We start from the raw sequence: 23,082 nt of genomic DNA on the forward strand, positions 1-23,082 counted from the left end.
GCCGCGAGCGGTACCGGCCGGGCGGACCGGGGGTCAGTCCGTGGTGCCCAGGCGCAGCTGGGCGCCGTCGGGCAGGCTGCTCACCTGCTGGGCGACCGGGCCGCGGATACGCATCGCGGTGGCCGCCTCGCGGACCGCGAAGTTGTCGAAGTCGTAGCCGCCGCCGGCCACGAAGAACTGCCGCGGCACCAGCCGATCGCCCGGGTCGAGCGCGCCGTTCTCCTGCTGGAAGGCGTGCGCGAAGGAGGCGGCGCCGTTGACGTCCGGGTCGGCCAGCAGCCAGGCCGCCCAGTCGTCGAGGCCGGTGCCGAGGGTCTCGGACTCGGCGGTCTCCGGGTCGAAGGCGACCACGCTCTCGCCGCCGACGATGGCGAACTGGGTGCCGAAGATGTCCTGGCCGAAGCAGAACAGCTCGTCGGCGAGCCCGCCGTAGGTGGACTTCCAGAGCTCCTCGCCGTTCCAGGACAGCAGGTCCGGGCCGAGGCCCTCGTCCCCGGCGCGGAAGACCTGGACGCCGGCGTTGAAGACGAAGAACCCGTTCAGCCGGCTGAGCAGCGCGCCGAGTTCGGCGAGCGGGCCGGCCGGGGTGCCGAAGTCCAGCTCGATGGTCGGGCCCATCGGCCCGCGGGCCCGGCCGAGGAGCTGTTCGAGTGCGCTGTCGGACATACCGGTCCTACTCCTCTGCTTCCGGGCCGATCGGCCGCGTCAGGTAGTGCTCGCGTACACGGTCGGTCAGGACCGTGCGAAGGACGGGCTGGAGCACCTGCGGGTCCGGCAGCGCGTCCCACTTCTTGTACGGCCACCAGAGCGCGTGCGCGGCCAGCAGCATCCGCTCGCCGAGTCCGACCTCGCCCCTCGTCGCGTACCATCCTGCCATCCAGAGGCAGGTGGAGTGCGCGGCCGGCTCCGCGCCGAGCTCCTGCAGCAGGCGGTCCGCGCGGTCGAAGTCGTTGGCCTTCTCCAGGGCTCCCCAGACCAGCCGCTGCTGGCGGGGCTCCAGCGCCGCGTAGTCCTCGTCCACCAGGTGCCCGCCGATGACGCCGTCCAGCGGCAGCGCGGGGCCGCCCCAGTCGCAGTGGTTCGGCAGCAGCCACTCCACGCTGCGCCCGGGCAGCTGCCCGGCGGCCCAGACGAAGTCCTCGTGCATCACCCGGCCCTTCGGCACCCGCTCGGCGCAGGCCAGCAGCCGGGCCCGGGCGCGCTCCCGGTCGGGTGCGGGCAGGTCGGCGGCGAGCAGCGCCTCGCGGAACGGCACGTCCTGGTCGCAGAGTTCGCCGCCGAGCGGGCCGTCCTGCTCGATCAGGCCCTGGGCCAGCTCGGCGGCCCGGGCGAACTCGTCCTGCCAGAACAGGATCTGGACGGCCGCGGCGGCGGCCTCCCAGACCGGGCCGCGGGCGCCGCCGCGGCGGGTGGCGATCGCGGTCAGGTCGGGGAGCAGTTCGCGGAACTGCCCGCGCCGGGCCTGCGAGATGATCCGCTCGGTCTTGTTCACTGGTGGGGAGCCCCTGCCCTAGACGACTTTTATCCGGACCTTGGTGCCGTCCGGTAGCGCGCCCAGCGCGTTGCCCATGGTGGAACCGGAACCCCCGTTGTCCGAACCGTCGATGTACTTTACACTCGCGCCCGTCCCGCCCTCGGAGAACATCGCGGGAGGGTACTCGTCGCGCTGCTGGCCGCGTTTGGTGGGGATCCCGCGCAGCGAGTCCTTGCGGTTCTGCTTGGCGCCCCCGCGGTCGATCGTCATCACCGAGGGCTTCGGGCTGCCCGGGCTCGACGTCCCGCCGCGCCAGACGGTGCCGGCCTGGGCCTCGGCGATGTGCTGGGCGGACTCCGGGTACTTGCGGCTGTCGACCAGCAGCTCCACGTCGAAGTCGCCCTTGACGCCGACCGCCGAGGCGAGGTCGGTCCGGGCGTCGGCCTGGGCCTTGAGCCGGGCCTCGGAGCCGTCGCCGCCCTTGCCGGGGTTCTTGGCGATCTTCTCGGCGAGGGCGATGATGTCGCGCTTGTGGCTGTCGTCGGCGTCGGTGATGTTCTTGGCGACCCGCTTCGCGCCGGTGCTCGCCTGGTCGTACATGTCGCCGACCGCCTGGGCGGCCTGCTTGCTCACCGTGGTGCCGATCTTGCGGGCGGCGTCCTCAAGGGCCTTGGCGATGGGGTGGCTCACGAGAAGCTCACCGTCCCGGTGGCCGTGGTGAACGCCTTGGCGTGGCCCCGGACCTCGTCCGCGTGCGCCTTCAGCCGGTCGGCCAGCAGGGCGAGTTGCTGCGGGTTGATGCTGAAGCCGGTGCCCGCGGGGCCGGCCGTGACGGCGCCGCCGGTGGCCCGCTTCACGCCCTCGAAGACCAGGCCCTTGACGGCCTTCTCGACGGTCTCCTGGAGCGGCTCGACCGCCTTGGCGATCAGCACGCCGATGATCATCTCCTGGGCCTCCTTGATGGCCCGGCTGACGATCTTGCGGGTCGCGGCGACCAGCGCCGCCTCGGCCGCCGCCGCCGCACCGGCCGTGGCGATGGTCGCGATCGTGCCCGCGACGAGCTCGGCCGCGAGGATGCCCAGCTGGGCGATCACGGCGAGCTTGGTCGCCACGATGGCGTCGGCCGCCGCGTCGAGCGCGATCGCGGAGGCGTTGAGCGCGGTCACGATCTCGGTCATGTGCTCGTTGGACATCTTCGTCCAGCGCGCGGCCAGCTTGTTGTACGAGTCCGCCTGGTAGGCCTGGGCCATCTGACGCAGCGTCGCGGTCGCCGCGGCGTGCGTGCGGTCGATGTTCCCCGCGAAGGACTTCACGTGCCCCGCGTACTCGCGGACCTTGTCCTCGTCGACGTCCGGCCACGGCAGGCCCAACAGGTCCATCACCCAGACCAGTTCGCCGGGCAGCTGAATCGCCATGTCTCCCCCTGAACAGACGGCGTGCAACCCTGAGCATTATGCCCACGTCGAACACCCTTGCGGCCAGGGGGGAGACGTGCGGGGAATGCGGCGGGACGGTGTGCCCGGGTGCGCGCCCCGGGCCCCGGACGGTCGACGGGGCCGGGGCGTGTCCGACAACTCGCGTCGCGCGCGCGGCGGGAACCGTCCGACACGCCCCAGGGCGCGCAGCGGGACTGCCGGTCCGTCAGCAGTCGCTCGGCGCGGGCCGGCCCGTGAACCGGTCGGCGAGCCAGTCGACGGTGGCGGGCGCGGCGGCGTAGAAGGTCGCCATGTGGGTGGGCACGTAGTAGGTGTCCCAGTCGACGGCTGCGCCGAGACCGCAGAAGCGGTCCTTCAGCTCGGTGCCGACCTTGAAGGGGATCACGTCGTCCAGCCGCGAGTGGTAGAGCCGCACCGGCACGCCCGGCCGCTGCTGCCCGGCCCGCTGCTCGGCGAGCCGGCCGCGCCAGTCGGCCCGGACGAACGGGTTCTCGGTGGTCAGCCGGGACCAGCTGTGCAGGCCGTACCGGGTGGCGATCTCCAGGGTGCAGTCGTCCGAGATGTCGGCCAGGAGCTCGCGCCCGTGGTCGGTGAACAGCTCCTCCAGCGGCAGCTCCGGGTAGGCGTGCTTGAGGCCGACGGCCGCGGTCAGCCCGAAGCCGAAGGCCGGGGTGCCGTCCACGCCCTCGGCGACCGCGAGCAGATCGGCGGCGGGCGCGCCGACCGAGGCGGCGCGCAGGTTCAGCTCCGGTGCGTACGCGGGCTGCAGCTCGGCGGCCCAGCTCGCGGCCTGGCCGCCCTGGGAGTAGCCGGCGACCGCGACCGGCGCGTCGGCGGCCAGGCCGGCCCCGTCCAGTCGCTGCGCGGCGCGCACCGAGTCCAGGACCGCCTGGCCCTCCGCCCGGCCGTTGACGTAGCTGTGCCCGCCCGGGGTGCCGAGCCCCTGGTAGTCGGTGGCGACCACGGCCCAGCCGCGGTCCAGCATCATCCGGATGGCGACGGTCTCGTACTGGGTGCCCTCGGCGAGTGCGCGGGAGGGGGCGCAGCGGTCGCCGAGGCCGTGGGTGCCGATGGCGTGGGCGACCACCGGGCGGGGCCCCGGTCCGGCGTACGGCGCCTCGGGGACGAGCACGGTGCCGGAGACGGTGATCGGGCCGCCGTCGGTGTCGGTGGAGCCGTAGAGCAGCTGCCAGGCGCGCACCCGCGGCTCGATCAGGCCGGTCGGCTCGACGCGGAAGCCGGTGCTGCGCGAGCGGACCACCTCGCCGGGGGCGGCGGCCGCTCCGGTGGGCGGACGGTAGAAGGGGTCGGCGAGGTCGCCGGTGGTGACGGCGGGTGCGGTGGTGGTGCCGGTCGCCGCGCCGGCGGGGGCGGCGGGGGCGACCAGGGCGGCGGCCAGCAGGACGGCGAGTGCGGGCACGGCGGAGCGCAGGAGTCTCATCGGAGTCCTCGGGTGGTGGGGCGGGGGGCGGTGGGAAGGCCCGGGCACCGTGCGGCTCTGGCCGGTGCCCTCGTGCTCTCCCGGCGACCCGATCCTCGGGGAGCCGCGGTGTCCGTGGTGATGGTGGTGCGGACACGATGTGTGCTTCGAGAGTGTGGCCCGCGACAGTGACAGCTGACGACAATGACATATGGCGTTCGACAATGTCGCACGTTTGCGTAGGATGCGGCCATGCCCGATGCACCCGTCACCCCCCACCCGACGGACCGTCGGATCGGCCGACTCGCCACCGCCCTCTCCGGGCGCCTCGCCGAACTGAGCGAACGCGCCGTCGAACGGATCCTCGCCCCCGCCGGCACCGGCGCCTACCGCAGGCTGGTGCCCGTGGACGAACTCCGCGGCTCCTGCCGCGCCCACCTCGCCTTCACCCTGGACACCCTGACCGGCCGCCAGGCCCCCGCGCCGGCCACCGCGACCGCCCGCCGGCGCGCCGGACAGGGCGTCCCGCTGCCCGCCGTCATCGCCGCCTACCACGCCGGCGGCCGGCTGGTCCTGGAGGAACTCACCACCGCGGCGCGCAGCGCCGGACACCCCGGACTGGAGGCCCTGCCGGACGGCGCCGCCCACCTGCTCGGGCTGATCGAGACCGGTGCCAACGAGATCACCGCGGCGTACGGGCGGGCCGCGGCGCCGGGGTGCGGGGAGCGGGCCGTCCCGGAGCTGTCCCCGGACGGCGGCCCGGGCGGCGGCCCGGAGGGCTGCGCCCCCGCGCTGGCCGGACTGCTGGACGGCACCGCCCGCAGCACCGAGGCGCTCTGGCGCGCGGCCGACGCGCTGCGCCTGCCCTACCACGGGCTGTTCGTGGTCCTGGTCGCCGAACCCCCGGTCACTCCGGTCACCCCGGTCGCTCCCGGTGTGGCGGGCGTCGCGGGTGCCCCGGGCGTCGCCGGGGTGCCGGCGCCGGCCGCTGCGGCGCCCGACCTCGGCAACCGGCTGGCCGCCCACGGCATCGCCTCGGCCTGGAGCCGTACCGCCGGGCTGCTCGCCGGGGTGGTGTCGGTCCGCGACCAGCGCACCCTGGAGCACCTGCTGACGGTGCTGCAGCGGCTGGCCACCACCCGGTACGGCGTGAGTCCCGCGTTTCCCGGGCTCGGCGACGCCGCCGCCGCGTTCCGGCTCGCCCGGCTGGCGCTGGCCACCGCCGATCCGGCCGGCCCGCCGGTCGCCCGCTTCGACGACGGCCCGTTGCGCGCACTGGTCGCCCACTCGCCCGACGTGGCGGCCCGGATGGCCCGCTCGGTGCTCGGCCCGCTGCTCGAACTCCCCGCCGAGCAGCACGGCGTCCTGGTGGGCACCCTCGCCGCCTGGTACCGCGCGGCCGGTTCCACCGACGGTACGGCGCTGGCGATGCACTGCCACCCCAACACCGTGCGCCAGCGGCTGCGGCGGATCCGCGAACTCACCGGGCGGGCGGTGACCGACCCGGTCGGCGCGGCCGAGCTGTACGCCGCCCTGCAGGCCGTCCGTACCCTCCCGCAGCCGCTCTGGGCCGCCACCGCGCCGGGGGTGGGCTGAGGGCGGGCCGCCCGGCGCGTCGGACGGTCGGCGCGTGGGACGGTCGGCGGGTCGGCCGGCCGATCCTCAACGGCCGGGCCCCCGCGGGTGGTTCGCCGGAGCGGCACTCCCTGCCCGATCGGGCAGGGAGTGTGCGCGCGCCGGGCGGGTGCCGGGCCGGTCGTTGACACCCGAAGTGGTCTAGTCCACCGTTGTCGACGGGCGGGCTCCGCACGGGGTGAGGTGACGGTGTCCCGGCCTTCCAACGGGGTGAACACGCGTCCGCTGCAAGCGGATCGACCGCGATCCGGCGAGGCGCTGCGACGGCCTGCCGGCCCCGCCCGCACCGACCCGCCGAGGCCCGGCGGGCGGCAGCGGCCCCGGTGTCCGACGAACCGACGGGAGTACCCGGCATGCGAAGAATCCGCCTTGCCCTGCCCACCCACCGGGCCTGCGACCCGGCCCCCGAGCCGCTCCCGCCCGGCCGGTCGGCCGCCGGAGCGGTGCCCGGCGCCACCCGGAGCCTGCTGCCGGTGGGCGCCGTCCGGGGCGGGCCGGCCGCGGCCCGCGCGGTGGGCCGACTCCCCTCGGCGGAGCGGGGGTTGTGACCGTGCTGGAGGACACCCGCTACCGGCTGCTGACCGACGACGACTGGGACGCGGTGGTGGCCCTGGAGCACGAGGCGTACGCCGCGGACGGCCTCTCCGAGGGCCGGGCGGCCATGCAGTCCCGGGCCCGCGCCTCGCCCGGCACCTGCTTCGTGATGGAGCACCGGGGCGAGGTCCGCGGCTACGTACTGAGCCTGCCGTACCCGCTGTACCGGTGCCCGGACCTCGCGCAGGAGGAGGAGACCGCCCACGACTCGCGCAATCTGCACGTCCACGACCTGGTGCTGGCGGCGGAGTTGCGCGGCAAGGACTTCGCACTGCACTTCATCCGCCACCTCAGGGAGACGGCGCGCGAGCAGGGCTTCGACCGGCTCTCCATGGTGGCCGTCCGGGGCACCGACATCCTGCTGGCCATCCTCGGCTACCGCACCCACCGCGAGGTGGAGGTCCCGGCGTGCTACGGCCGGCGGGCGGTCTACATGTCGATGGCCATCGACGGGACCCGGTAGGGCTCGCCTGGCAATCCTTAGACCGCCCCCCAATTGCCGGTCGGTCTTAGCCGGCCGGTGCGCTCGGTGAATGCGCAGGTCAGCGGCCGAACGGGCAGAGCGGCGGCGGCCCGGGCGGTGCGGTGCCGCAATGGTCTGCACCTTTGGGCACAGATCGGGTGGAACCGGGCGGGCGGGAACGATCCACCGGGTAGATTCGCCGCGTACTGATGCTCGTTCAGCGGTGGCTCCCACCCCGGGGGAGCCACCGTGCCGCTTCCCCAGGACAGGAACCCGATGCCCCACCAGCAGCCCGCCGTCACCCGGCGGACCGTCGTCACCGCGCTGGGCGCCACCGCCGCCGCGCTGGCCGCCGGCCCGTCCGTCGCCACGGCCGCCCCCGCAGCCCCGGCGACCGCCCCGGCCACCGGCCCGGCCGCCGCCGGCTCCGCCCCCGCCGGCGCGCGGACCGCGTCCGCCCCCGCCACCCGGGCACGCTCGGCCGCCGGCGGAGCGGCCCTGGACGTCCGGGCCGACTTCCCGATCCGCTACGTCGGCGTCAGCTGGGAGGGGTCGCACCGCGGCGCCGCCATCCGCCTCCACCGGGACGGCGCCACCCCCGGCGCCTGGCAGCCGCTGCCCGCCGGCTGCACCGCCGGCCCCGACACCGCCACCGCCGCGGCCACCGCCCGGGCCGGCCGGGCGACCCCCGGCACCGCCACCGCGCTGATCGCCGTCGACGGCGCGGCCGGCTACGAACTGAGGCTGCCCGACGGCGCCGCGCAGGTCCGCTCCGCCGCGATCGACACCGTGCACGGGCCCGCCCGCACCGCGTTCGTCCCCGCCTCCGCACCCGCCTCGCTCGGCGGCGCCGTCTACCTGCCCCGCGCGGCCTGGGGCGCCGACGAGTCCAAGCGCTTCAAGAACGGCGTCGAGAACTCGCCCGCGAAGTACTACCCGGCGCAGACCCTGACGGTCCACCACACCGACACCCCGAACGCCGACCCGGACCCGTCCGCGACCGTCCGGGCGATCTACGAGCACCACGCCGTCACCCTGGACTGGGGCGACATCGGCTACCACTTCCTCATCGACGAGGCCGGCCGCATCTACGAGGGCCGCTGGTCCGGCGACGACGGCCTGCCCGCGCACGACGCCGCGGGCAAGGTGGTGACCGCCTTCCACACCGCCGGCTTCAACTCCGGAAACCTCGGCATCGCCCTGCTCGGCACCCTCGGCGACCGCGAGCCCACCCCGGCGGCCCGCACCTCGCTGACCGCCCTGCTGGCCCTGGCCGCCGGCGCCCACGGCCTCGACCCGCAGGCCCAGGTCACCTACGTCAACCCGGTCAACGGCGTCACCAAGAGCGTCCAGACCATCAGCGGCCACCGCGACTGGCTCGCCACCGAATGCCCGGGCGGCACCACCTACGCCACCCTCCCCGCCCTCCGCACCGACGTCGCCGGCCTCCTCGGCTGACCGCGCGGTCCGGCACGGACGGTCCCCGGGCACGAGCCGCGCCCGGGACCGTCCGCCGTCCGGTGCCGTCCGTCCGACGCCCCGCCGTCAGCTCCGGTCGAGGACGGCGGCGATGCCGTGGGCGAGGTGGGGGACCTCGTGGGCGGCGAGGCCGGCGATGTTGATGCGGCCCGCCGTGGTGCCGTAGACGGCGAAGCGGGTGCGCAGGTCGAGCATCTGGTCGGCGGTGAGGGGCAGCATCGAGAACATGCCGCGCTGGGTGGCGAGGCGGCGGGCGGTGGCGTCGTGGCCGAGGGCGTCCAGCCGGCCGACCAGGGCGGCGCGGACGGCGGTGATGCGCTCGCGCATGGCGTCGAGTTCGGTGTGCCAGTCGGCGCGCAGCCGGGGGTCGTCGAGGACGGCCGCGACGACGGCGGCGCCGTGCTCGGGCGGCATGGAGTAGACGGTGCGGGCGAGGTTCTGCAGGGCGGTCTCGGCGCGGTGGGCGGCGTCCGGGGTGGGGGCGACGACGATCGCGCAGCCCGTCCGGTCGCTGTAGAGGCCGAAGTTCTTGGAGCAGCTGACGGCGATCAGCAGTTCGGGCAGGGCGGCGGCGAGGACCCGGGTGCCCTCCAGGTCGGCGTCCAGGCCGTCGCCGAGGCCGTGGTAGGCGACGTCGACGAACGGTATCCAGCCGTTGCGGGCGGCGTGCTCGGCCAGCCGCGGCCAGGCGGCGGCGGGCAGGTCGTGGCCGGAGGGGTTGTGGCAGCAGCCCTGGAGCAGGACGACGTCGCCGGGCCCGGCCGGGTCGAGGTCGCGCAGCACCGCGTCGGTGTCGACCTCGCCGTCGGCGCCGAGGTGGCGCAGGTGCCCGTAGGTGCGGACGGCCAGGCCCGCGGCCTCCAGGATCGGCCGGTGGTTGACGTACGCGGGGTCGCTGATCCAGACGGTGGCGCCGGGGCGGGTGCGGCGCACCAGGTCGGCCAGCAGCCGCAGGGCGCCGGTGCCGGCCACGGTCTGGATCGCGGTGGTGCGCTCCCAGGGGGAGCGGTCGCCGAGCACCATGGCGGTCATCGCCCGGTTGAAGGCGGGGTTGCCGGACAGGCCCCGGTACTCCTTGGAGGCGCAGCGTTCGGCCAGCAGCCGTTCGGCATCGCGGACGGCGGACATCACCGGGGTCACGCCGGTCTCGTCCCGGTAGACGCCGAGCACGAGGTTGAGGCGCTCCGGGCGCGGGTCGGCCTCGATCTCGGCGGCCACCGCCCAGAGCGGGTCGACGGGCGAGGGGGGCAGCAGCTCAAGCACGGGCGGGCACCTTGCGGTCGGGGCGCCGGTTCGCGAGGACGACGCCGAGGGTGATGACGAGGACGCCGGCGAGCACCGCGGGCGTGGGGGTCTCGCCGAGCAGCGGCACGGCGAGCAGGGCGGCGGCGACCGGGCTGAGGCTGCCGGCCACGGCGCAGCGCTCGGCACCGAGCCTGCGGATGGCGACCGCGTAGAGGAGTCCCGCGCAGAGGCCGACGCCGAGGCCCTGGACGGCGACGAACAGGGCGAGGTCGCCGGCGGTGGCGTGCGGGAGGTTGGTGGGCAGTACGCCGGTGGCGGCGAGCAGGGCGAGCAGCGCGAAGGACGGCACGCAGAGCAGGCCGATGGAGCCGACCGGGTCGAGCGAGGTCTCGCGCAGGCCGACGGTGTAGAGCGCCCAGAGTCCGCCGGCGAGCAGCAGCAGTCCGGAGCCGGCGAGGGTGCGGCCGTCGACCGGCAGCAGGTAGGGGGAGACCAGGGCGACCGCGCCCGCGGTGATCAGGGCGAGTCCGGCGCGCTGGAGTCCGCGGGGCAGGCCCTTGCCGGTGGCGGCCATCAGCGCGGAGACGAAGAGCGGGACGGTGCCGGGGATCAGCGCGCCGACGAAGGCGGCGGAGGTGAGCCGGCCGCCGGCCATCGCGGCGAGGAAGAACGGCACCCCGGCGCCGCAGAGGATCTTGAGCGCGGTGGCGGCGGGGACGCCGAGCAGGGCGCGCCGGCGGCGCCAGAGGGCGGGGGCCAGCAGCACCGCGGGCAGGCCGAAGCGGATCAGTCCGGCGTCGGCGGGCAGCAGGGTGGAGTCGGCGAGGGCGCGGGCGCTGAGGGCGAAGCCGGCCCAGACGCTGATGGTGACGGCGAGCGCCAGCATGCCGACGACCTCGCGCGAGCCGGAGGCGGAGCCGGGTATGAGCCCGGAGCCGGTTATGGACTCGGACCCGGCTGTGGACCCGGTCCCGGAGGGCGCACCGGAGCCGGCCGGCGCGGGGCGGGGCGGGCCGGCCGTGGGGGGCGGCGGCGCCGGGTGGCTGGTGGTCGCCAACGGGGTCTCCCGAGGGGGGCGTGGGGGGTGCAAGGGGGTGGGGCGTGGTGGGGCGTCGGCAAGGTTAGGGCTTTTCGCCCGGCAGCCGATTGCCACTTGTGCCACCCGCACCCCTCGTCAGTGGCAGAATCTGCCAAGCCAGCCGAAAGAAGCCACACCGGGAGCCGCCGTGGACGCCGTCGACCTCCAGATCATCCACGAGCTCCAGCAGGACGGCCGGATCTCGAACCAGGACCTCGCCGACCGGGTCCGCCTCTCGCCGTCGCCCTGTCTGCGCCGGGTGCGGCGGCTGGAGGAGGCGGGGCTGATCCGCGGGTACACGGCGATCGTGGACCAGGCGGCGTTCGGGCTGCCGATCACGGTGTTCGTCCGGATCCGGCTGGAGCGGCACACCGCGGAGTCGGTACGGGTGTTCGAGGAGCACGTCGCCGGGATCGAGCACATCCAGGACTGCTACCTGATGACGGGCAGCAGCGACTACCTGCTGCGGGTGGTGATCGAGAACCTGGAGGCGTACGAGCAGTTGGTCCGCGACCGGGTGCACGCGATCCCGGGCATCGCGGCGATCGAGTCGAGCTTCGCGTACAGCCGGGTGAAGCAGTCCCGGATCTTCCCGCGGCCGACGCCGCCGAAGCCCTCGCACTGGCCGAGCTCCTGAGACCGACCGGAGATCCCCTTTGAGGCGAATGCCGTTCGCTCAAAGGACGCTCAGATCCGGATAACGATCGCGTCAACGGATTGACCCCGATCTGTTCGCTGATGCCCCTTTTGTCCAATTCTTCCGGTGACCTGCGCCACATTCTGCTCCCCGGAGCGCCCCGCCCCCTGTGATAGACCTGCACTTCCGCTGCCGGGCGCCACCCCTGCCCGAGCAGTGCGCTTGGCCGGCGGACCGCCGGTAGCAACTCCATCCACATCCGGGGGGATCGTGATTCGCTCCGCGGCCACCGGGTCGCGGGACGCGCATGGAGAAGGGCGCACCACCATGGCCTCTGTGCAGGTCGACAAGCACAGCACCAACACCCCCGAAGAGGGGTACGAGCGCGGCCTCAACAGCCGCCAGGTCCAGATGATCGCCATCGGTGGCGCGATCGGCGTGGGCCTCTTCCTGGGAGCCGGCGCGAACATCGCGAAGGCCGGTCCCAGCCTGATCCTCATGTACGCCCTCGCCGGCGTGATCGTGTTCTTCATCATGCGGGCACTCGGCGAACTGCTGCTCTACCGCCCGGTCTCGGGCTCCTTCGCCGAGTACTCCCGCGAGTTCCTGGGCCCGTTCTTCGGGTTCGTGACCGGCTGGACGTACTGGCTCATGTGGGTGGTCACCGGCATGGCCGAGCTGACCGCCGCCGCGATCTACGTGAACTTCTGGTTCCCGCAGATCCCGCAATGGGTCACCGCACTGGTCTTCCTGGTCGTCCTGTACGTGGCCAACCTGATCTCGGTGAAGCTGTTCGGCGAGATCGAGTTCTGGTTCTCCATGGTCAAGGTCACCGCCCTGGTCGGCATGATCGTGATCGGCCTCGGCGTCGTCACCTTCGGCTTCAGCGCGGCCGGCGACACCGCCGCCGTCTCCAACCTCTGGGCGTTCGACGGGCTCTTCCCCAAGGGCGTCGGCTCCAGCCTGATGACGCTCCAGGGCGTCATGTTCGCCTACCTCGCCGTCGAGCTGGTCGGCGTCACCGCGGGTGAGTCGGAGAACCCCGAGAAGACCCTGCCCAAGGCCATCAACACGCTGCCGTTCCGCATCATCGTCTTCTACGTCGGTGCGCTCAGCGTGATCCTGATGGTGGTCAAGTGGACCGAGTTCGAGGCCGGCGTCAGCCCGTTCGTGGCCGCCTTCTCGAAGATCGGCATCCCGTTCGCCGCCGCGATCGTCAACTTCGTGGTGCTGACCGCCGCGCTCTCCTCCTGCAACTCCGGCATGTACTCCACGGGCCGGATGCTGCGCGACCTGGCCGCCAACTCCGAGGCCCCCAAGGCCCTCGGCCGCCTCTCCTCCAGCAAGACCCCGGCCGTCGGCATCACCCTGTCCGCCGTCCTGATGGGCATCGGCGTGGTGCTCAACTACGTCGTCCCGGAGAAGGCGTTCGGCTACGTCACCTCGGTCGCCACCGCGGCCGGCATCTGGACCTGGCTGATGATCCTGATCAGCCACATCCGCTACCGCCGCGCGGTGGTCGCCGGCCGGCTCCCGGCCTCGTCCTTCCCCGCCCCCGGCGGCTCGGTGTGCAGCTGGATCGCGGTCGCCTTCCTGCTGATGGTGACGGCGTTCATCGCCATCGACCCCGACAGCCGCATCTCGCTGTACGTCGGCGCCGGCTGGGCCGTCTGCCTGGCGGTCGGCTGGGCGCTGCTGAAGCGCCGCGGCACCGCCACCCCGGTCGCCGGGGCGGACGCCGAGCAGCAGCTCGAAACCGCGGGCCGCTCCGCGGGCTGAGCGCGCCGCGACCCGTAGGGAACGAGGGGAGGACCCCGGCCGCCCGGCCGGGGTCCTCCCCTTCGTGCAGCCCGGACGCGCGTGCAGCCCCCGGCGCGCCGTTCGATCACGCCGTGCCGTGCGATCATGGCGCGCATGCCGAAGCCCCAGTCCCTGTCCGAGGTCCGCGAGCGCATCGACGCACTCGACGCCGACCTGGTCGAACTGCTCGCCCGCCGTCAGGAGCTGGTCCGCGCGGCGGCCGGGTTCAAGGGCGACGAACAGGCGGTGCGCGCCCCCGACCGGGTGGAACGGGTCGTGGCCGCCGCCCGGGCCCGGGCCGGAGCGGCCGGACTCGCCCCGGAGGTCGCCGAGGCCGTCTGGCGCGCCATGGTCGGCGCCTTCGTCGACCTGGAGCTGGCCGAGCACCGCCGCGGACGCCCCACCGCTGCGCCCGTCACCCCTGGATGATCTCCACCTCGTCGATGACGATCCGCTTGCCGTCGACGACCGCCCACGCCTGCCCGCCGTGCTCCTCGATCGCCTTGTCGAACGGCCGCTGGTGCTTGTCCAGGCCCGCGCCCGCGGTCTTGACCTCCAGCGCCCGGTAGTTCCCGTTCGGCTTGAGGACCAGGCCGTCGAACTTGCGGTACTCGCCCAGCTTGGCCGCCTCCGCGGGGGTGAGCTTCGCCCGCGCCTCCGGCGACAGCCGCGCCCGCACCTGCCGGGTGTCGACCGTGACCTTCTGCCGCTTGGCGTACTCCTCCAGGGTCTGCTGCTCGGTCCGCCGCGAGACCCGGTCGCCGCCGTTGCCCGAGGTGTACTTGCCCCGGCTGTCGCGGCCCTGCGCCCGCCCCGGATCGCCGCCGCGCAGCCCCGGGTGCTTGGCCGGGAAGCGGATCCGCAGGCTGTTGTACAGCGCGTGGTCGACGTCCTGCAGCAGCTGGAGGTACTTCGCCTCCAGCGCCCGCAGGTCCGTCTGCAGGGCCAGCAGGCCGCTGGTCAGCCGCTGCGCCTCGGTGTCCAGCCGCGCCTTCTCCCCGGTGAGCCGCTGCGCCTCGGCGTCGAGCTCCGCCCGCTCGGCCAGGCCCGTGGCGGCATCGGCCTCCAACCGGGCCTTCTCGCCGTCGAGCTGCGCCTTCTCCGCGTCGTACGCCGCCGCCTCGGCCGCCTGCCGGGGCAGGACGAAGACGTGCGGCTTGGCGTTGTGCGCGGTGATGCGCCCGCGCAGCTCCTCGACCTTGGCGTTGTGCGCGGTGACCCGCCGGCCGTGGGCGGCGGCCCGGGTGCCGTGGTCGGCGGACTTCGCGGCGAGGGCGGTGCGCTTCTGCTCCAGCGCCTTCACCTCGGCCGCGAGCGCCGTGGCCCGGGCCGACAGCTCGCCGCGCCGCCGGTTGTAGTCGGCGGCGTCGTCGTTGACCTTGACCGGGAAGCCGCTGTCCGGCTGGACCGGTGCCGGGAACCCGGTGGGATCGGGTGCTTCCGGGTCGGCGGCCGGAAGGCCCGGGGCCCCGGCCGCGGCGGCCGGGGCGGCCGGGGAGATGCGGCCGTCGGCGTTCGGGGCGGCGGCGGCCGGGGGAGTGGTGAGCGGCAGCAGGGCCAGCGCCAGCCCGAGCGCGAACGCCCTGCCGATCGGCAGCCGCCGCCACCGGCGGTCGGCGGCGGGACTCCCGCTCGCTGTCCCACGGGCGGCGGGACTCCCGGTCCCCGTCCCACGGGCGGCGGGGCGCGCGGTCATCCGGTCACCCGCTCGGCCATCCGCTCCGCCACCTTGGCGGCGGCCTGCCGCCCGTCGCCGGCCCCGCACACCGCCGCCTGGAGCACCACGCTGCCCTTCAGCCGGGCGTGGCGGTAGCAGGCCCAGCCGTCGCCGGCGTCCTGGGCCGCGGTCCAGGCCAGCGCGTCACCGGTGGTGCCGGAGGAGTCGGCCGAGTAGACGGAGTACGTCCACCGGGTGGTCTCGCCGTCCTGGTCGGTCCGGACGGCGGTGGTGCAGCCCTTGACGCCCTCGGCGAGGGTCTTGAACACCGCGGCCGCGTGGCCGGCGCTCGGGTACACCCCGAGCACCTGGGTCACCGCGTGGTCGGCGACGGTGTCGGAGTCCTGGTAGGAGGCGGAGAGGAAAGCCGTCCAGCCGCGCGCGTACACGGCCTGCGAGGCAGGCCCCACGGCGGCGGAGCAGTTCGCGGGTTCGGCGGTCAGGGCGGGCGGCGGCTCGCTCACCGAGTCGCCGGACGTGAGGGTGGAGCCGATCAGCCGGCTCACGTCGTCCAGGCCGAGGAGCTGGGCCTGGACGGTCCCCGCGACCACCTTGGTCCGAGGGGAGCCGTCGGACGCCCTCGACCAGAACCACCACCCGGCCGCCGCGCCGAGCACCAGGACCGCCGCGACGGCGGCGGCGATCACCGCCTTCCGCCGCTTCGGCGGCGGAACCATCGACTCGGCCACCCCGGGACCCCCTCGCATCGCCAACTGGTCGTGCCAGCAGTATCGGTGACGGTGCGTCGGTGCGCAGCGGTTTCGTCCTGTCATGTCACGGCAGGCACCGCGAGGTGCTACGGAGGCGCTGGGCGAGGTGCTACGGAGGCGCTGGGCGGGGTGCTACGGAGGTGCCGCGCAGGCGCCGCGCGGGGTGCTGCGGAGGTGCGTGCGAGGGGCCCGGAGGGGAGCGGCCGGCGGGGCGGAGGGGCGTGGGCGGGGCGGATCCGGCGCGCCCGACACGGGTCGGGGTGTTGCCGACGGCGCCCAGGCTCGTTGTTCCCGGTGTGAGTGCTGAACACCGGCCGTCCGGCGGCCACCGCGATGAAACGATTCTGCAGGACCCCCGTCTGCTGGAGGAGTGCCCGCTCTTCGCCCTGCTCGCCCATGCCTGGAGCAGCGCCGGCCGCACCGTGCCGGGCCAGGCCGACCCCGAGTGGCAGCGCCTCGCCGCACCACCGGTCTTCCGTCCGTACCCGGACGGCACCGCCCCGGGGCCGCCCCCGCCCGCGGGTCCGGACGGCCGGTCGGCGGCCCCGCCCGCCCACCACCGCCCCGGACGGGCCGCCCGGCGCACCGTGATCGTCGGAGGCCGCCCGTGAGCTCCGAGGAGCACCCGCGCGTACCGGCGCAGCGCACCAGCGCCGGGGGCAGTGTGATGCCGCTCGACCTGTGGGCCGTGGTGGCGCCCGGGCTGAGCGTCCTCGTCCGGGCCCGCCTCCGCTACGACCCGGCCGAGCCGTACGCGGTCTTCCTCGACTGCCACACCGACCTCGGCCGGCCGATCACCTGGACGTTCGCCCGCGACCTGCTCGCCGCCGGGACGAAGGGCCGGTCGGGCACCGGCAGCGTCCGCATCCACCCCGCCGCGGACGGCGGCTCCGAGGCGCTGCTCATCTCGCTGACCGGCGAGGGCCAGACCGTCGTGCTCCGGGCGCCGACCGCCCGGGTGCTGGCCTTCCTCGCCGACACCGAACGCGTGGTGCCGTTCGGACGCGAGCACGGCCGTCTCGACCTGGACGGGCTGCTCCGGCGCCTGTGCGGTCACGAGCTGCCGGAGGCGGAGTCGTGACGGACGGGCGCCCGCGCGGCGCGGCGGGCGCCGGGGCGGGCCGGGCAGTGCGCGCCGGAGTGCACGCCGGGGTGGGGCGTGCGGGCGCCGGTGCGGCGGGCACCCGCGCGGCCGGCGGGGCACCGGGCCGACCTGCCGGTCCGGCGCAGTCGGGGGACGATGGAGGGAACCCGCACCCCTGGACGACCGGAGGCGGGGCGGCTCCCTTCACTGCGGCACGGGGAGGAGGGCTTGGCATGGGCGAAGCCGAAGCGTTCCGGGCCGGGCCGGATCCCCCGCAGCCGGCCGGGCCGGCCCGGCCGACCGACCCGGGTCCGGCCCCGGACGCGCCCGCGCGGCCGCCGCACCGGCCCCCGGGCCCCCCGCCGGGCGGCGTCCCGACACGGCCCGCGGACCCGGTCCTGGAGCCGCCCCCCGACCCGGTCCTGGAGCCGCCCCCCGACCCGCCGCTGGAGCCGCCCCTGCCCGGCGGGCTGCTCGACCTGCTCGGCGTCGCGGCGATCCTGCTCGACGCCGACGGCCGGATCAGGCTGTGGAGCCCGCAGGCCCGGGAACTGTTCGGCTGGAGTTCCGAGGAGGCGCTCGGCCGACCCGCCGCCCAGCTGCTGATCGCCGAGGAGCACGTCGGCGACGTCCTCGACCTGTTCGCCACCGTGATGGCGAGCGGCGAGAGCTGGGCGGGCGTCTTCCCCGTCCGCTGCAAGGACGGCTCGACGCGCCTGGTGGAGTTCCGCAACATGCGGCTGCGGGACCGCGACGGCGCCCACTACGCCCTCGGGATCGCCGCCGACGAGGCCGTGGTGCGCGGGCTGGAACGCGACCTGGCGCTGTCCTCCCGGCTGGTCGCCCAGTCCCCGATCGGACTCGCGGTGCTCACCCCCGAGCTGCGCTACGTGCTGGTCAACCCGGCCCTGGAACGGATCAACGGCATCCCCGCCCGCCACCACCTGGGCCGCACCGTGCCCGAGCTGCTGCCGTCCCTGGACCTCGCCGGGATCGGTTCGGCGATGCGCGAGGTGCTCGCCACCGGGGAGCCCGTCCTCGACCGCTTCACCACCGGCCGCACCCCCGCCGACCCGGACACCGACCGCGCCTGGCTGGTCTCCTACTACCGGCTGGACGGCCCGGGCGGCCGCGTCATCGGGGTCGCGCTCTCCGTCGTCGACGTCACCGAACAGCACAACGCCGACCTGCAGGCCGCCCAGGCCCGCCGCCGGCTCGCCCTGGTCGCCCGGGCCTCCGCCCGTATCGGCACCACCCTCGACCTGGAGACCACCGCCCGCGAACTCGCCGACACCGTCGTGCCCGACCTCGCGGACATCGCCGCCGTCGACGTCCTCGACTCGGTGCTGGCCGCCCGCGCCACCCGGCTCACCCCCACCGGCCCGGCCCACTTCCGGGCCCTGGCCGTGCAGTCCGCCTACCCCACCGAGGCCGCCGACGCCGCCGACCCGGTCGGCGAGGTCGCCCGCTACGAGGCGGACCGCCTGGTCACCCGCTGCGCCGCCACCGGCCGGCCCGTCCACGTCCCGGTCGTCCGGCCCGAGGACTTCGCGCGGATCGCCCGCGACGACCGGGCCGCCGAGGTGCTCGCCCGCTGCGGGGTGCACTCCTACCTGGCCGTGCCGCTGATCGCCCGCGGCGAGGTGCTCGGCGCGCTGGACCTCAAACGCGCCCGCAACCCGCTGCCCTTCGACGCCGACGACGTGCTGCTCGCCGAGGAGTTGGCGGCCCGGGCGGCCGTCTGCATCGACAACGCCCGCTGGTACCAGACCCAGTTGCAGGCGGCCACCGCCCTCCAGCGCCACCTCCTGCCGCGCACCCCGCCGGACCCGCCGGGCCTGCGGGTCGCCTGCCGCTACCAGCCCGCCACCGCGCACGGCCACGTCGGCGGCGACTGGTTCGACGTCATCCCGCTGGACGCCGCCCTCCTCGACGCCGCGAGGCGCGGCGGCACCGCGGCGAACGGCACCCCGGCGGACGGCACCCCGGCGACCGCCACCGCGGGCACCGCCCTGGTGGTCGGCGACGTCATGGGCCACGGCATCAACGCCGCCGCCACCATGGGCCAACTGCGCACCGCCGCCCGCACCCTGGCCAGGCTCGGGCTCGACCCGGCGGACATCCTGGACGAACTCGACCGGCTGACCGACGACCTGGGGGAGGCCATCGCCACCTGCGTCTGCGCCGTCCACGACCCGGCGACCGGCCGCTGCCGGATCGCCCTCGCGGGCCACCTGCCGCCCGTGCTGCACCGCCCGGACGGCTCCGCGGTGCTGCTCGACCTGCCCGCCGGCGCACCACTCGGCACCGGCGGGCTCGTACCCGCCACCACCACCCGGCTCGAACTCCCGACCGGCGCCCGCCTGGTTCTCTACACCGACGGCCTGGTCGAACGCCGCGACGAGGCCCTCGACCAGCGGCTCGACGCCCTGGTCGAGGCCCTCACCGCCCCGGGGCCGGGCCGGGGTCTGGACGAGACCTGCGACCACCTGCTCGCCGTCCTCCCCGCGGCCGGCGGGCACGACGACATCGCCCTGCTGATCGCCGAGGCGACCGGCGCCCACCGCCGCTGAACGTGCGGGCCCGCCGGGTCCTGTCCGGTCGATCGTCGCGCGCCCGGCACGATCGGCCGGGCAGGGCCTACTCGCCGTCCCAGGGCACCGCGCTGAGGACGGCCCCGTTCTCGTGGCGGGCGTAGCGGCAGGTCGCCCAAGGGCCGAACTCGACCCGGGCGACGCCGTCGGCGCCGCGCAGGTCGGCCAGGCGGGCGTCGGCGGGCAGCCCGGCGGCGATCCGCGCCAGCACCGGGTCGCCGCCGGCCAGGGCGCCGGCCACGTCCAGGACGGGCAGGTCCACCGGGCGTTCCGCGGTCGGGTCCCAGCGGTCCGCGAAGGCCCGGCCGAAGGCGTGCGGCTCCGTCCCGGCGCCGTCCAGGGCGGCGCGCAGGCAGGCGGCCAGGTGGCGCAGCCACTCCTCCAGGGAGGGCGCCAGCAGCTGGGTGTCGGTGGCGTCCCAGAACACCAGCACCGGACCCCAGTGGCCGGTGGTGCGGTCCACGTCCACGTAGGTGTGGCCGTCGCCGTGGTCGGTGTAGAGGAAGCGGTGGCTGCCGACGCCGCCGGCGTGGTCCTGGTACCAGCTGACGTTGTACCCGTTGTAGAGGCCGGTGTCGTAGGCGTGGTCGAAGCTGATGTGCTCGGCGGGGACGTAGCCGTTGTCGGCGACCCGGCCGACCTGGATCCGGATCCCGCCGATCTCGCGGAACAGCGCCCGCAGGCCGTCCGGGACGGGCACCGCCCACGCGTCCATCCGCTCGTCGGTGATCCCCGCGTCGAACTTCACCAGCCCGTCCGATGCCCGCGCCACGTCCTGCAGCAGCGCTGCCACTTCCTGCGTCCCCGTCACTGACCGTTCCCCGTGCTCGATTCCCGTTCCCGGCGGATCCCCGCTCCGGAGGATCCGCCGCAAGGCTAGCGTCCGCGCCCGACATCCCCCGTCGGCCGACCGGGCGGGGGCCGGCGACGGCCGGGTTCCGCGGGCCCCCGCCCGCGGTCGGCCGCGGGGTGCCGTCCGCACGCGCCCCTGCCGGCAGCGTTCTCCAATCAACCGTCAATTCCCGCCCATTCACTGAATATTGTGCGCCGCAGCGGATTTCCGGCCGAAGGATTTCCGTCATGTACGCGGTCTTCCCCTCCGGATCATCGGCTGACAGGCTGGCCCGGGTTTTCCCGCAACGGAGGAGGCTTCTTGTCCCGGATATCCACGTCCCGCCTGTCCCATCTCGCCATGGCCGCCGCCTGCGCCTTCGCCCTCGTCGCCGGCACCGCCGCCGCGGCGACCGCGGCGCCCGACCCGGGTGCCGCGGCCGGGGCCGCCGAGCAGCGGGTCGACCCGGTCGCCTGGACACCCTGCAACCCGGATCCCACCAAGCCGGACCCCAAGATCTACGACTGCGCCGTCTACCCCGTCCCGCTCGACCACGCCGATCCCGACGGCGAGAAGATCGGCATCGCGATGCTGCGCCGCCGGGCCGGCGACCCCGCGAAGAAGATCGGCTCGCTGTTCCTCAACCCCGGCGGCCCGGGCGGCAGCGGCTACCTCTGGGCGACCACCACCCGGTTCGACCCGAAGGTGCAGGAACGTTTCGACCTCATCGGCTTCGACCCGCGCGGCGTCGCCCGCAGCAACCCGCTGCGCTGCTTCACCACCGCCGAGGAGGCCGACGGCGTCTTCGACCGGATGACCGGAGTACCCGTCACCCGCACCGAGATCGCCGACACCCTCGCCGCCAACCGCGACTACACCGAGGCGTGCGAGAACAACGCCGGCGCACTCCTGGAGCACATGTCCACGTACAACGTGGTGCGTGACCTGGACCGGATGCGCCGCGCCGTCGGCGACCGCCAGCTGAACTTCGTCGGCTTCTCCTACGGCACCCTGATCGGCGCCACCTACGCCAACATGTACCCGGACAAGGTGCGCGCGGTGATCGTCGACGGCAACGTCGACCCCAACCTGCGCCTGCACAACGGCCTGGAGTACGACCGCCAGCGCGCCGGCGGCTTCGAACTCGCCCTCGGCGAGTACCTGAAGCGCTGCAAGGCCGCCGGCGCACCGCGCTGCGCCTTCGGCGAGGGCGACACCCGCGCCAAGTTCGACGCGATCCGGGACCGGCTGCGCACCGGCCCGGTGGCCCTGCCCAACGGCGACCGGGTGACCCTGTCCAGCTTCACCAGCCAGGTCGCCAACGCCCTGTACGCGCAGAGCCGGCAGGCCCCGCTCGCCAAGTCGCTGCAGGCGCTGCACGACCTGGTCCGGCCGGCCGCGCCGAGCCTGGCGCCCGCCCAGGCCCCGGACGACGCCTACGTGCTCGCCAAGACCGTGCCGAACGCCCTGCGCGAGGCCCCGGCGGACACCCCTTACACCGCCGACGACTCGTACTACGGCGTCAACTGCCAGGACAAGCCGTACCCGTCGAGCCCGGGCCTGGTGCCGCTGGTGGCCCGCGCCTGGGAGCTGGAGTCGCCGACCTTCGGCCGCTACCAGGCCTTCGACGTGCCCGCCTGCGCCAGCTGGCCGGTGCCCGCGCGGGACGCCGAGCGCTTCACCGGCCCGTGGAACCGCCGCACGGCCAACCCGGTCCTGGTCGTCGGCAACACCTTCGACCCGGCCACCCAGTACGAGTTCTCCAAGCGCATGCAGCGCCAGCTCGGCAACGCCGCCCTGGTCACCGTCGACGTGGTCGAGCACTGCGCGATCGGCAAGAGCAAGGAGCTGAACGGCCTGGTCACCTCGTACCTGGTGGACAAGGCCGTGCCCAGGGCGGGCCTGGTCCTGAAGCCCGACGCGGACGCCTTCCCGCCGGTCGCCTGACGGCCGCAAGCACCCGCGCTCCGCGCGCACCCGAGCGCCCAGCGCGCGCCCACCCGAGCGCCCAGCGCCCGAACGACTGCCCCCGAGGCCACCCGGCCCCGGGGGCAGTCGGCGTTGGTGCGGGCCCCGGCGGCGCCCCGTCCGTACGCCCGTCCGTACGCCCGTCCGCAAGCCCCTCCGTACGCCCCGTCCGCGCTGCCCCGGGCGGGTGAAATCCCGACACCGACGGGTGAGGCGGGCATGCCGTCGGCGGCTACCGGGGGTTGGCTGGGGCCGACGTCTTGGAGAGGTTTCCGCATGGGGCGCACGGCTCGAATCGGTCGCTCCGCGGTCCGGTTCGTGGCCGCGGTGCTGATGGGCGCCCTGCTGGTGCTGCTCGCCGGGGCCGGCTCGGCCGAGGCGCTGCACCGCGCGGCCGACCGTGCCGCGACCTCCCAGGAGTCCCCCGCCCCGCTCCCGGCCGGCCCGATCGACGCCGACGGCTGCGCCCAGCCCGCCGAACGGCGGCGCGCGCCCGAGGCCGCGGCCGACCGGCCCTGCCGGGTGGTCCCCCTGCCGCCCCGCCGCTGCGGGCCCGTCGACGCCCCCGCCGACGGCCGGCAGGACGACCGGGCCGTCCCCGGGCCCGCGCCCGGGCGAGGGGTGGTCCTGCGCTGCTGACGGTGCCCGGCCGGGGCCCGTCCGGGCCACCGGTCCGCGCGTCCACCGTCGGTTCCCAGCACAGGAGTTCCACCATGCCGTACGACGTCTACTCCGCCATGGGCGCGCTGGTGCGCGCCGAGGCCGTCCGCACCGACACCGCCGCCAGGCCCGCCCCGGCGGCCCCGCCGGGCGCCCGGCCCCCCCCCCCCCCCCCCGCGGCGCCCCCCCCCCCCCGGCCCCCCCCCCCCCCCCGGCGGCCGGCGGGGGGGGGGCGCCCGCGGGGCGCGCGGGTGGC

Annotated in this window: 22 protein-coding genes; 12 read left to right on the forward strand and 10 right to left on the reverse strand. The window is 75.3% G+C overall.

Annotated features, from left to right (window positions below; translation table 11 throughout):
• Window positions 1–33: 33 nt before the first annotated feature.
• The 5 genes from ACWGB8_RS29795 to ACWGB8_RS29815 all read right to left on the reverse strand — a co-directional run bounded on the left by ACWGB8_RS29795 (window position 34) and on the right by ACWGB8_RS29815 (window position 4,351).
• A complete protein-coding gene (locus ACWGB8_RS29795) occupies window positions 34–666 on the reverse strand; it encodes an SMI1/KNR4 family protein (RefSeq protein WP_452216719.1) in 633 nt (210 codons plus the stop codon).
• A 7-nt stretch (window positions 667–673) separates the two neighbouring features.
• A complete protein-coding gene (locus ACWGB8_RS29800; RefSeq protein ID WP_452216720.1) occupies window positions 674–1,492 on the reverse strand; it encodes a hypothetical protein in 819 nt (272 codons plus the stop codon).
• Between the two features lie 18 nt (window positions 1,493–1,510).
• The gene (locus ACWGB8_RS29805) at window positions 1,511–2,164 is read right to left on the reverse strand and encodes a NucA/NucB deoxyribonuclease domain-containing protein (RefSeq protein WP_452216721.1); all 654 of its coding nucleotides are present in this window, start codon (window positions 2,162–2,164) and stop codon (window positions 1,511–1,513) included.
• Window positions 2,161–2,889: a WXG100-like domain-containing protein gene (locus ACWGB8_RS29810; RefSeq protein ID WP_452216722.1), complete on the reverse strand. Its 729-nt coding sequence runs from the start codon at window positions 2,887–2,889 to the stop codon at window positions 2,161–2,163. The genes ACWGB8_RS29805 and ACWGB8_RS29810 overlap by 4 nt, the downstream gene beginning before the upstream one ends.
• A 226-nt stretch (window positions 2,890–3,115) precedes the next feature.
• The gene (locus ACWGB8_RS29815) at window positions 3,116–4,351 is read right to left on the reverse strand and encodes a lipase family protein (protein WP_452216723.1); all 1,236 of its coding nucleotides are present in this window, start codon (window positions 4,349–4,351) and stop codon (window positions 3,116–3,118) included.
• Between the two features lie 231 nt (window positions 4,352–4,582).
• On the opposite strand from ACWGB8_RS29815, the gene ACWGB8_RS29820 reads away from it, so the two are divergent.
• The 4 genes from ACWGB8_RS29820 (at window position 4,583) to ACWGB8_RS29835 (ending at window position 8,480) form a co-directional block, all read left to right on the forward strand.
• Window positions 4,583–5,926 (forward strand): PucR family transcriptional regulator, encoded by a 1,344-nt coding sequence (locus ACWGB8_RS29820; RefSeq protein ID WP_452216724.1) that lies wholly within the window; start codon window positions 4,583–4,585, stop codon window positions 5,924–5,926.
• Window positions 5,927–6,318: 392 nt separating this feature from the next.
• On the forward strand, window positions 6,319–6,513 hold the full coding sequence (locus ACWGB8_RS29825) for a hypothetical protein (RefSeq protein ID WP_452216725.1): 195 nt from the start codon (window positions 6,319–6,321) through the stop codon (window positions 6,511–6,513).
• Window positions 6,510–7,022: a GNAT family N-acetyltransferase gene (locus tag ACWGB8_RS29830; protein ID WP_452216726.1), complete on the forward strand. Its 513-nt coding sequence runs from the start codon at window positions 6,510–6,512 to the stop codon at window positions 7,020–7,022. The genes ACWGB8_RS29825 and ACWGB8_RS29830 overlap by 4 nt, the downstream gene beginning before the upstream one ends.
• Window positions 7,023–7,298: 276 nt before the next feature.
• Window positions 7,299–8,480: an N-acetylmuramoyl-L-alanine amidase gene (locus tag ACWGB8_RS29835; RefSeq protein WP_452216727.1), complete on the forward strand. Its 1,182-nt coding sequence runs from the start codon at window positions 7,299–7,301 to the stop codon at window positions 8,478–8,480.
• An 87-nt stretch (window positions 8,481–8,567) separates the two neighbouring features.
• Here ACWGB8_RS29835 and ACWGB8_RS29840 read toward each other — a convergent pair whose 3' ends face one another.
• Both ACWGB8_RS29840 and ACWGB8_RS29845 read right to left on the reverse strand, forming a co-directional pair.
• The gene (locus ACWGB8_RS29840; RefSeq protein ID WP_452216728.1) at window positions 8,568–9,764 is read right to left on the reverse strand and encodes an amino acid aminotransferase; all 1,197 of its coding nucleotides are present in this window, start codon (window positions 9,762–9,764) and stop codon (window positions 8,568–8,570) included.
• The gene (locus ACWGB8_RS29845; RefSeq protein ID WP_452216729.1) at window positions 9,757–10,632 is read right to left on the reverse strand and encodes an EamA family transporter; all 876 of its coding nucleotides are present in this window, start codon (window positions 10,630–10,632) and stop codon (window positions 9,757–9,759) included. The genes ACWGB8_RS29840 and ACWGB8_RS29845 overlap by 8 nt, the downstream gene beginning before the upstream one ends.
• 340 nt (window positions 10,633–10,972) lie before the next feature.
• Here ACWGB8_RS29845 and ACWGB8_RS29850 point away from each other — a divergent pair, with 340 nt between their 5' ends.
• The 3 genes from ACWGB8_RS29850 to ACWGB8_RS29860 all read left to right on the forward strand — a co-directional run bounded on the left by ACWGB8_RS29850 (window position 10,973) and on the right by ACWGB8_RS29860 (window position 13,690).
• A complete protein-coding gene (locus ACWGB8_RS29850; protein WP_452216730.1) occupies window positions 10,973–11,461 on the forward strand; it encodes an Lrp/AsnC family transcriptional regulator in 489 nt (162 codons plus the stop codon).
• Between the two features lie 327 nt (window positions 11,462–11,788).
• Window positions 11,789–13,240, forward strand: a complete 1,452-nt coding sequence (locus ACWGB8_RS29855; protein ID WP_452216731.1) for an amino acid permease — start codon at window positions 11,789–11,791, stop codon at window positions 13,238–13,240.
• A 135-nt stretch (window positions 13,241–13,375) separates the two neighbouring features.
• Entirely contained in the window at window positions 13,376–13,690 is a 315-nt protein-coding gene (locus ACWGB8_RS29860) for a chorismate mutase (RefSeq protein ID WP_452216732.1), read from the forward strand.
• On the opposite strand, the gene ACWGB8_RS29865 is transcribed toward ACWGB8_RS29860, so the two are convergent.
• Both ACWGB8_RS29865 and ACWGB8_RS29870 read right to left on the reverse strand, forming a co-directional pair.
• Window positions 13,677–14,957, reverse strand: a complete 1,281-nt coding sequence (locus ACWGB8_RS29865; protein WP_452216733.1) for a hypothetical protein — start codon at window positions 14,955–14,957, stop codon at window positions 13,677–13,679. The two genes, ACWGB8_RS29860 and ACWGB8_RS29865, sit on opposite strands and share 14 nt — an antisense overlap.
• A complete protein-coding gene (locus tag ACWGB8_RS29870; RefSeq protein ID WP_452216734.1) occupies window positions 14,954–15,667 on the reverse strand; it encodes a sensor domain-containing protein in 714 nt (237 codons plus the stop codon). Before ACWGB8_RS29870 ends, ACWGB8_RS29865 begins: the two co-directional genes overlap by 4 nt.
• Before the next feature lie 317 nt (window positions 15,668–15,984).
• Between ACWGB8_RS29870 and ACWGB8_RS29875 the strand changes: the two genes are divergently transcribed.
• From ACWGB8_RS29875 to ACWGB8_RS29885, 3 genes are all read left to right on the forward strand, one after another.
• Window positions 15,985–16,299: a hypothetical protein gene (locus ACWGB8_RS29875; protein ID WP_452216735.1), complete on the forward strand. Its 315-nt coding sequence runs from the start codon at window positions 15,985–15,987 to the stop codon at window positions 16,297–16,299.
• Complete coding sequence (locus tag ACWGB8_RS29880) at window positions 16,296–16,769, forward strand: SsgA family sporulation/cell division regulator (protein WP_452216736.1); 474 nt, start codon at window positions 16,296–16,298, stop codon at window positions 16,767–16,769. The genes ACWGB8_RS29875 and ACWGB8_RS29880 overlap by 4 nt, the downstream gene beginning before the upstream one ends.
• A 236-nt stretch (window positions 16,770–17,005) precedes the next feature.
• Entirely contained in the window at window positions 17,006–19,345 is a 2,340-nt protein-coding gene (locus tag ACWGB8_RS29885) for a SpoIIE family protein phosphatase (protein WP_452216737.1), read from the forward strand.
• A gap of 67 nt (window positions 19,346–19,412) precedes the next feature.
• Here ACWGB8_RS29885 and ACWGB8_RS29890 read toward each other — a convergent pair whose 3' ends face one another.
• On the reverse strand, window positions 19,413–20,159 hold the full coding sequence (locus tag ACWGB8_RS29890) for an SMI1/KNR4 family protein (protein WP_452216738.1): 747 nt from the start codon (window positions 20,157–20,159) through the stop codon (window positions 19,413–19,415).
• A gap of 360 nt (window positions 20,160–20,519) precedes the next feature.
• Here ACWGB8_RS29890 and ACWGB8_RS29895 point away from each other — a divergent pair, with 360 nt between their 5' ends.
• Both ACWGB8_RS29895 and ACWGB8_RS29900 read left to right on the forward strand, forming a co-directional pair.
• Window positions 20,520–22,145 carry an alpha/beta hydrolase gene (locus ACWGB8_RS29895; RefSeq protein WP_452216739.1) on the forward strand — a complete coding sequence of 542 codons (1,626 nt, stop codon included), beginning with the start codon at window positions 20,520–20,522 and terminating at the stop codon, window positions 22,143–22,145.
• Window positions 22,146–22,484: 339 nt separating this feature from the next.
• Entirely contained in the window at window positions 22,485–22,805 is a 321-nt protein-coding gene (locus ACWGB8_RS29900; protein ID WP_452216740.1) for a hypothetical protein, read from the forward strand.
• Window positions 22,806–23,082: the final 277 nt, after the last annotated feature.

The sequence above is a fragment of the Kitasatospora sp. NPDC054939 genome (assembly GCF_053610105.1).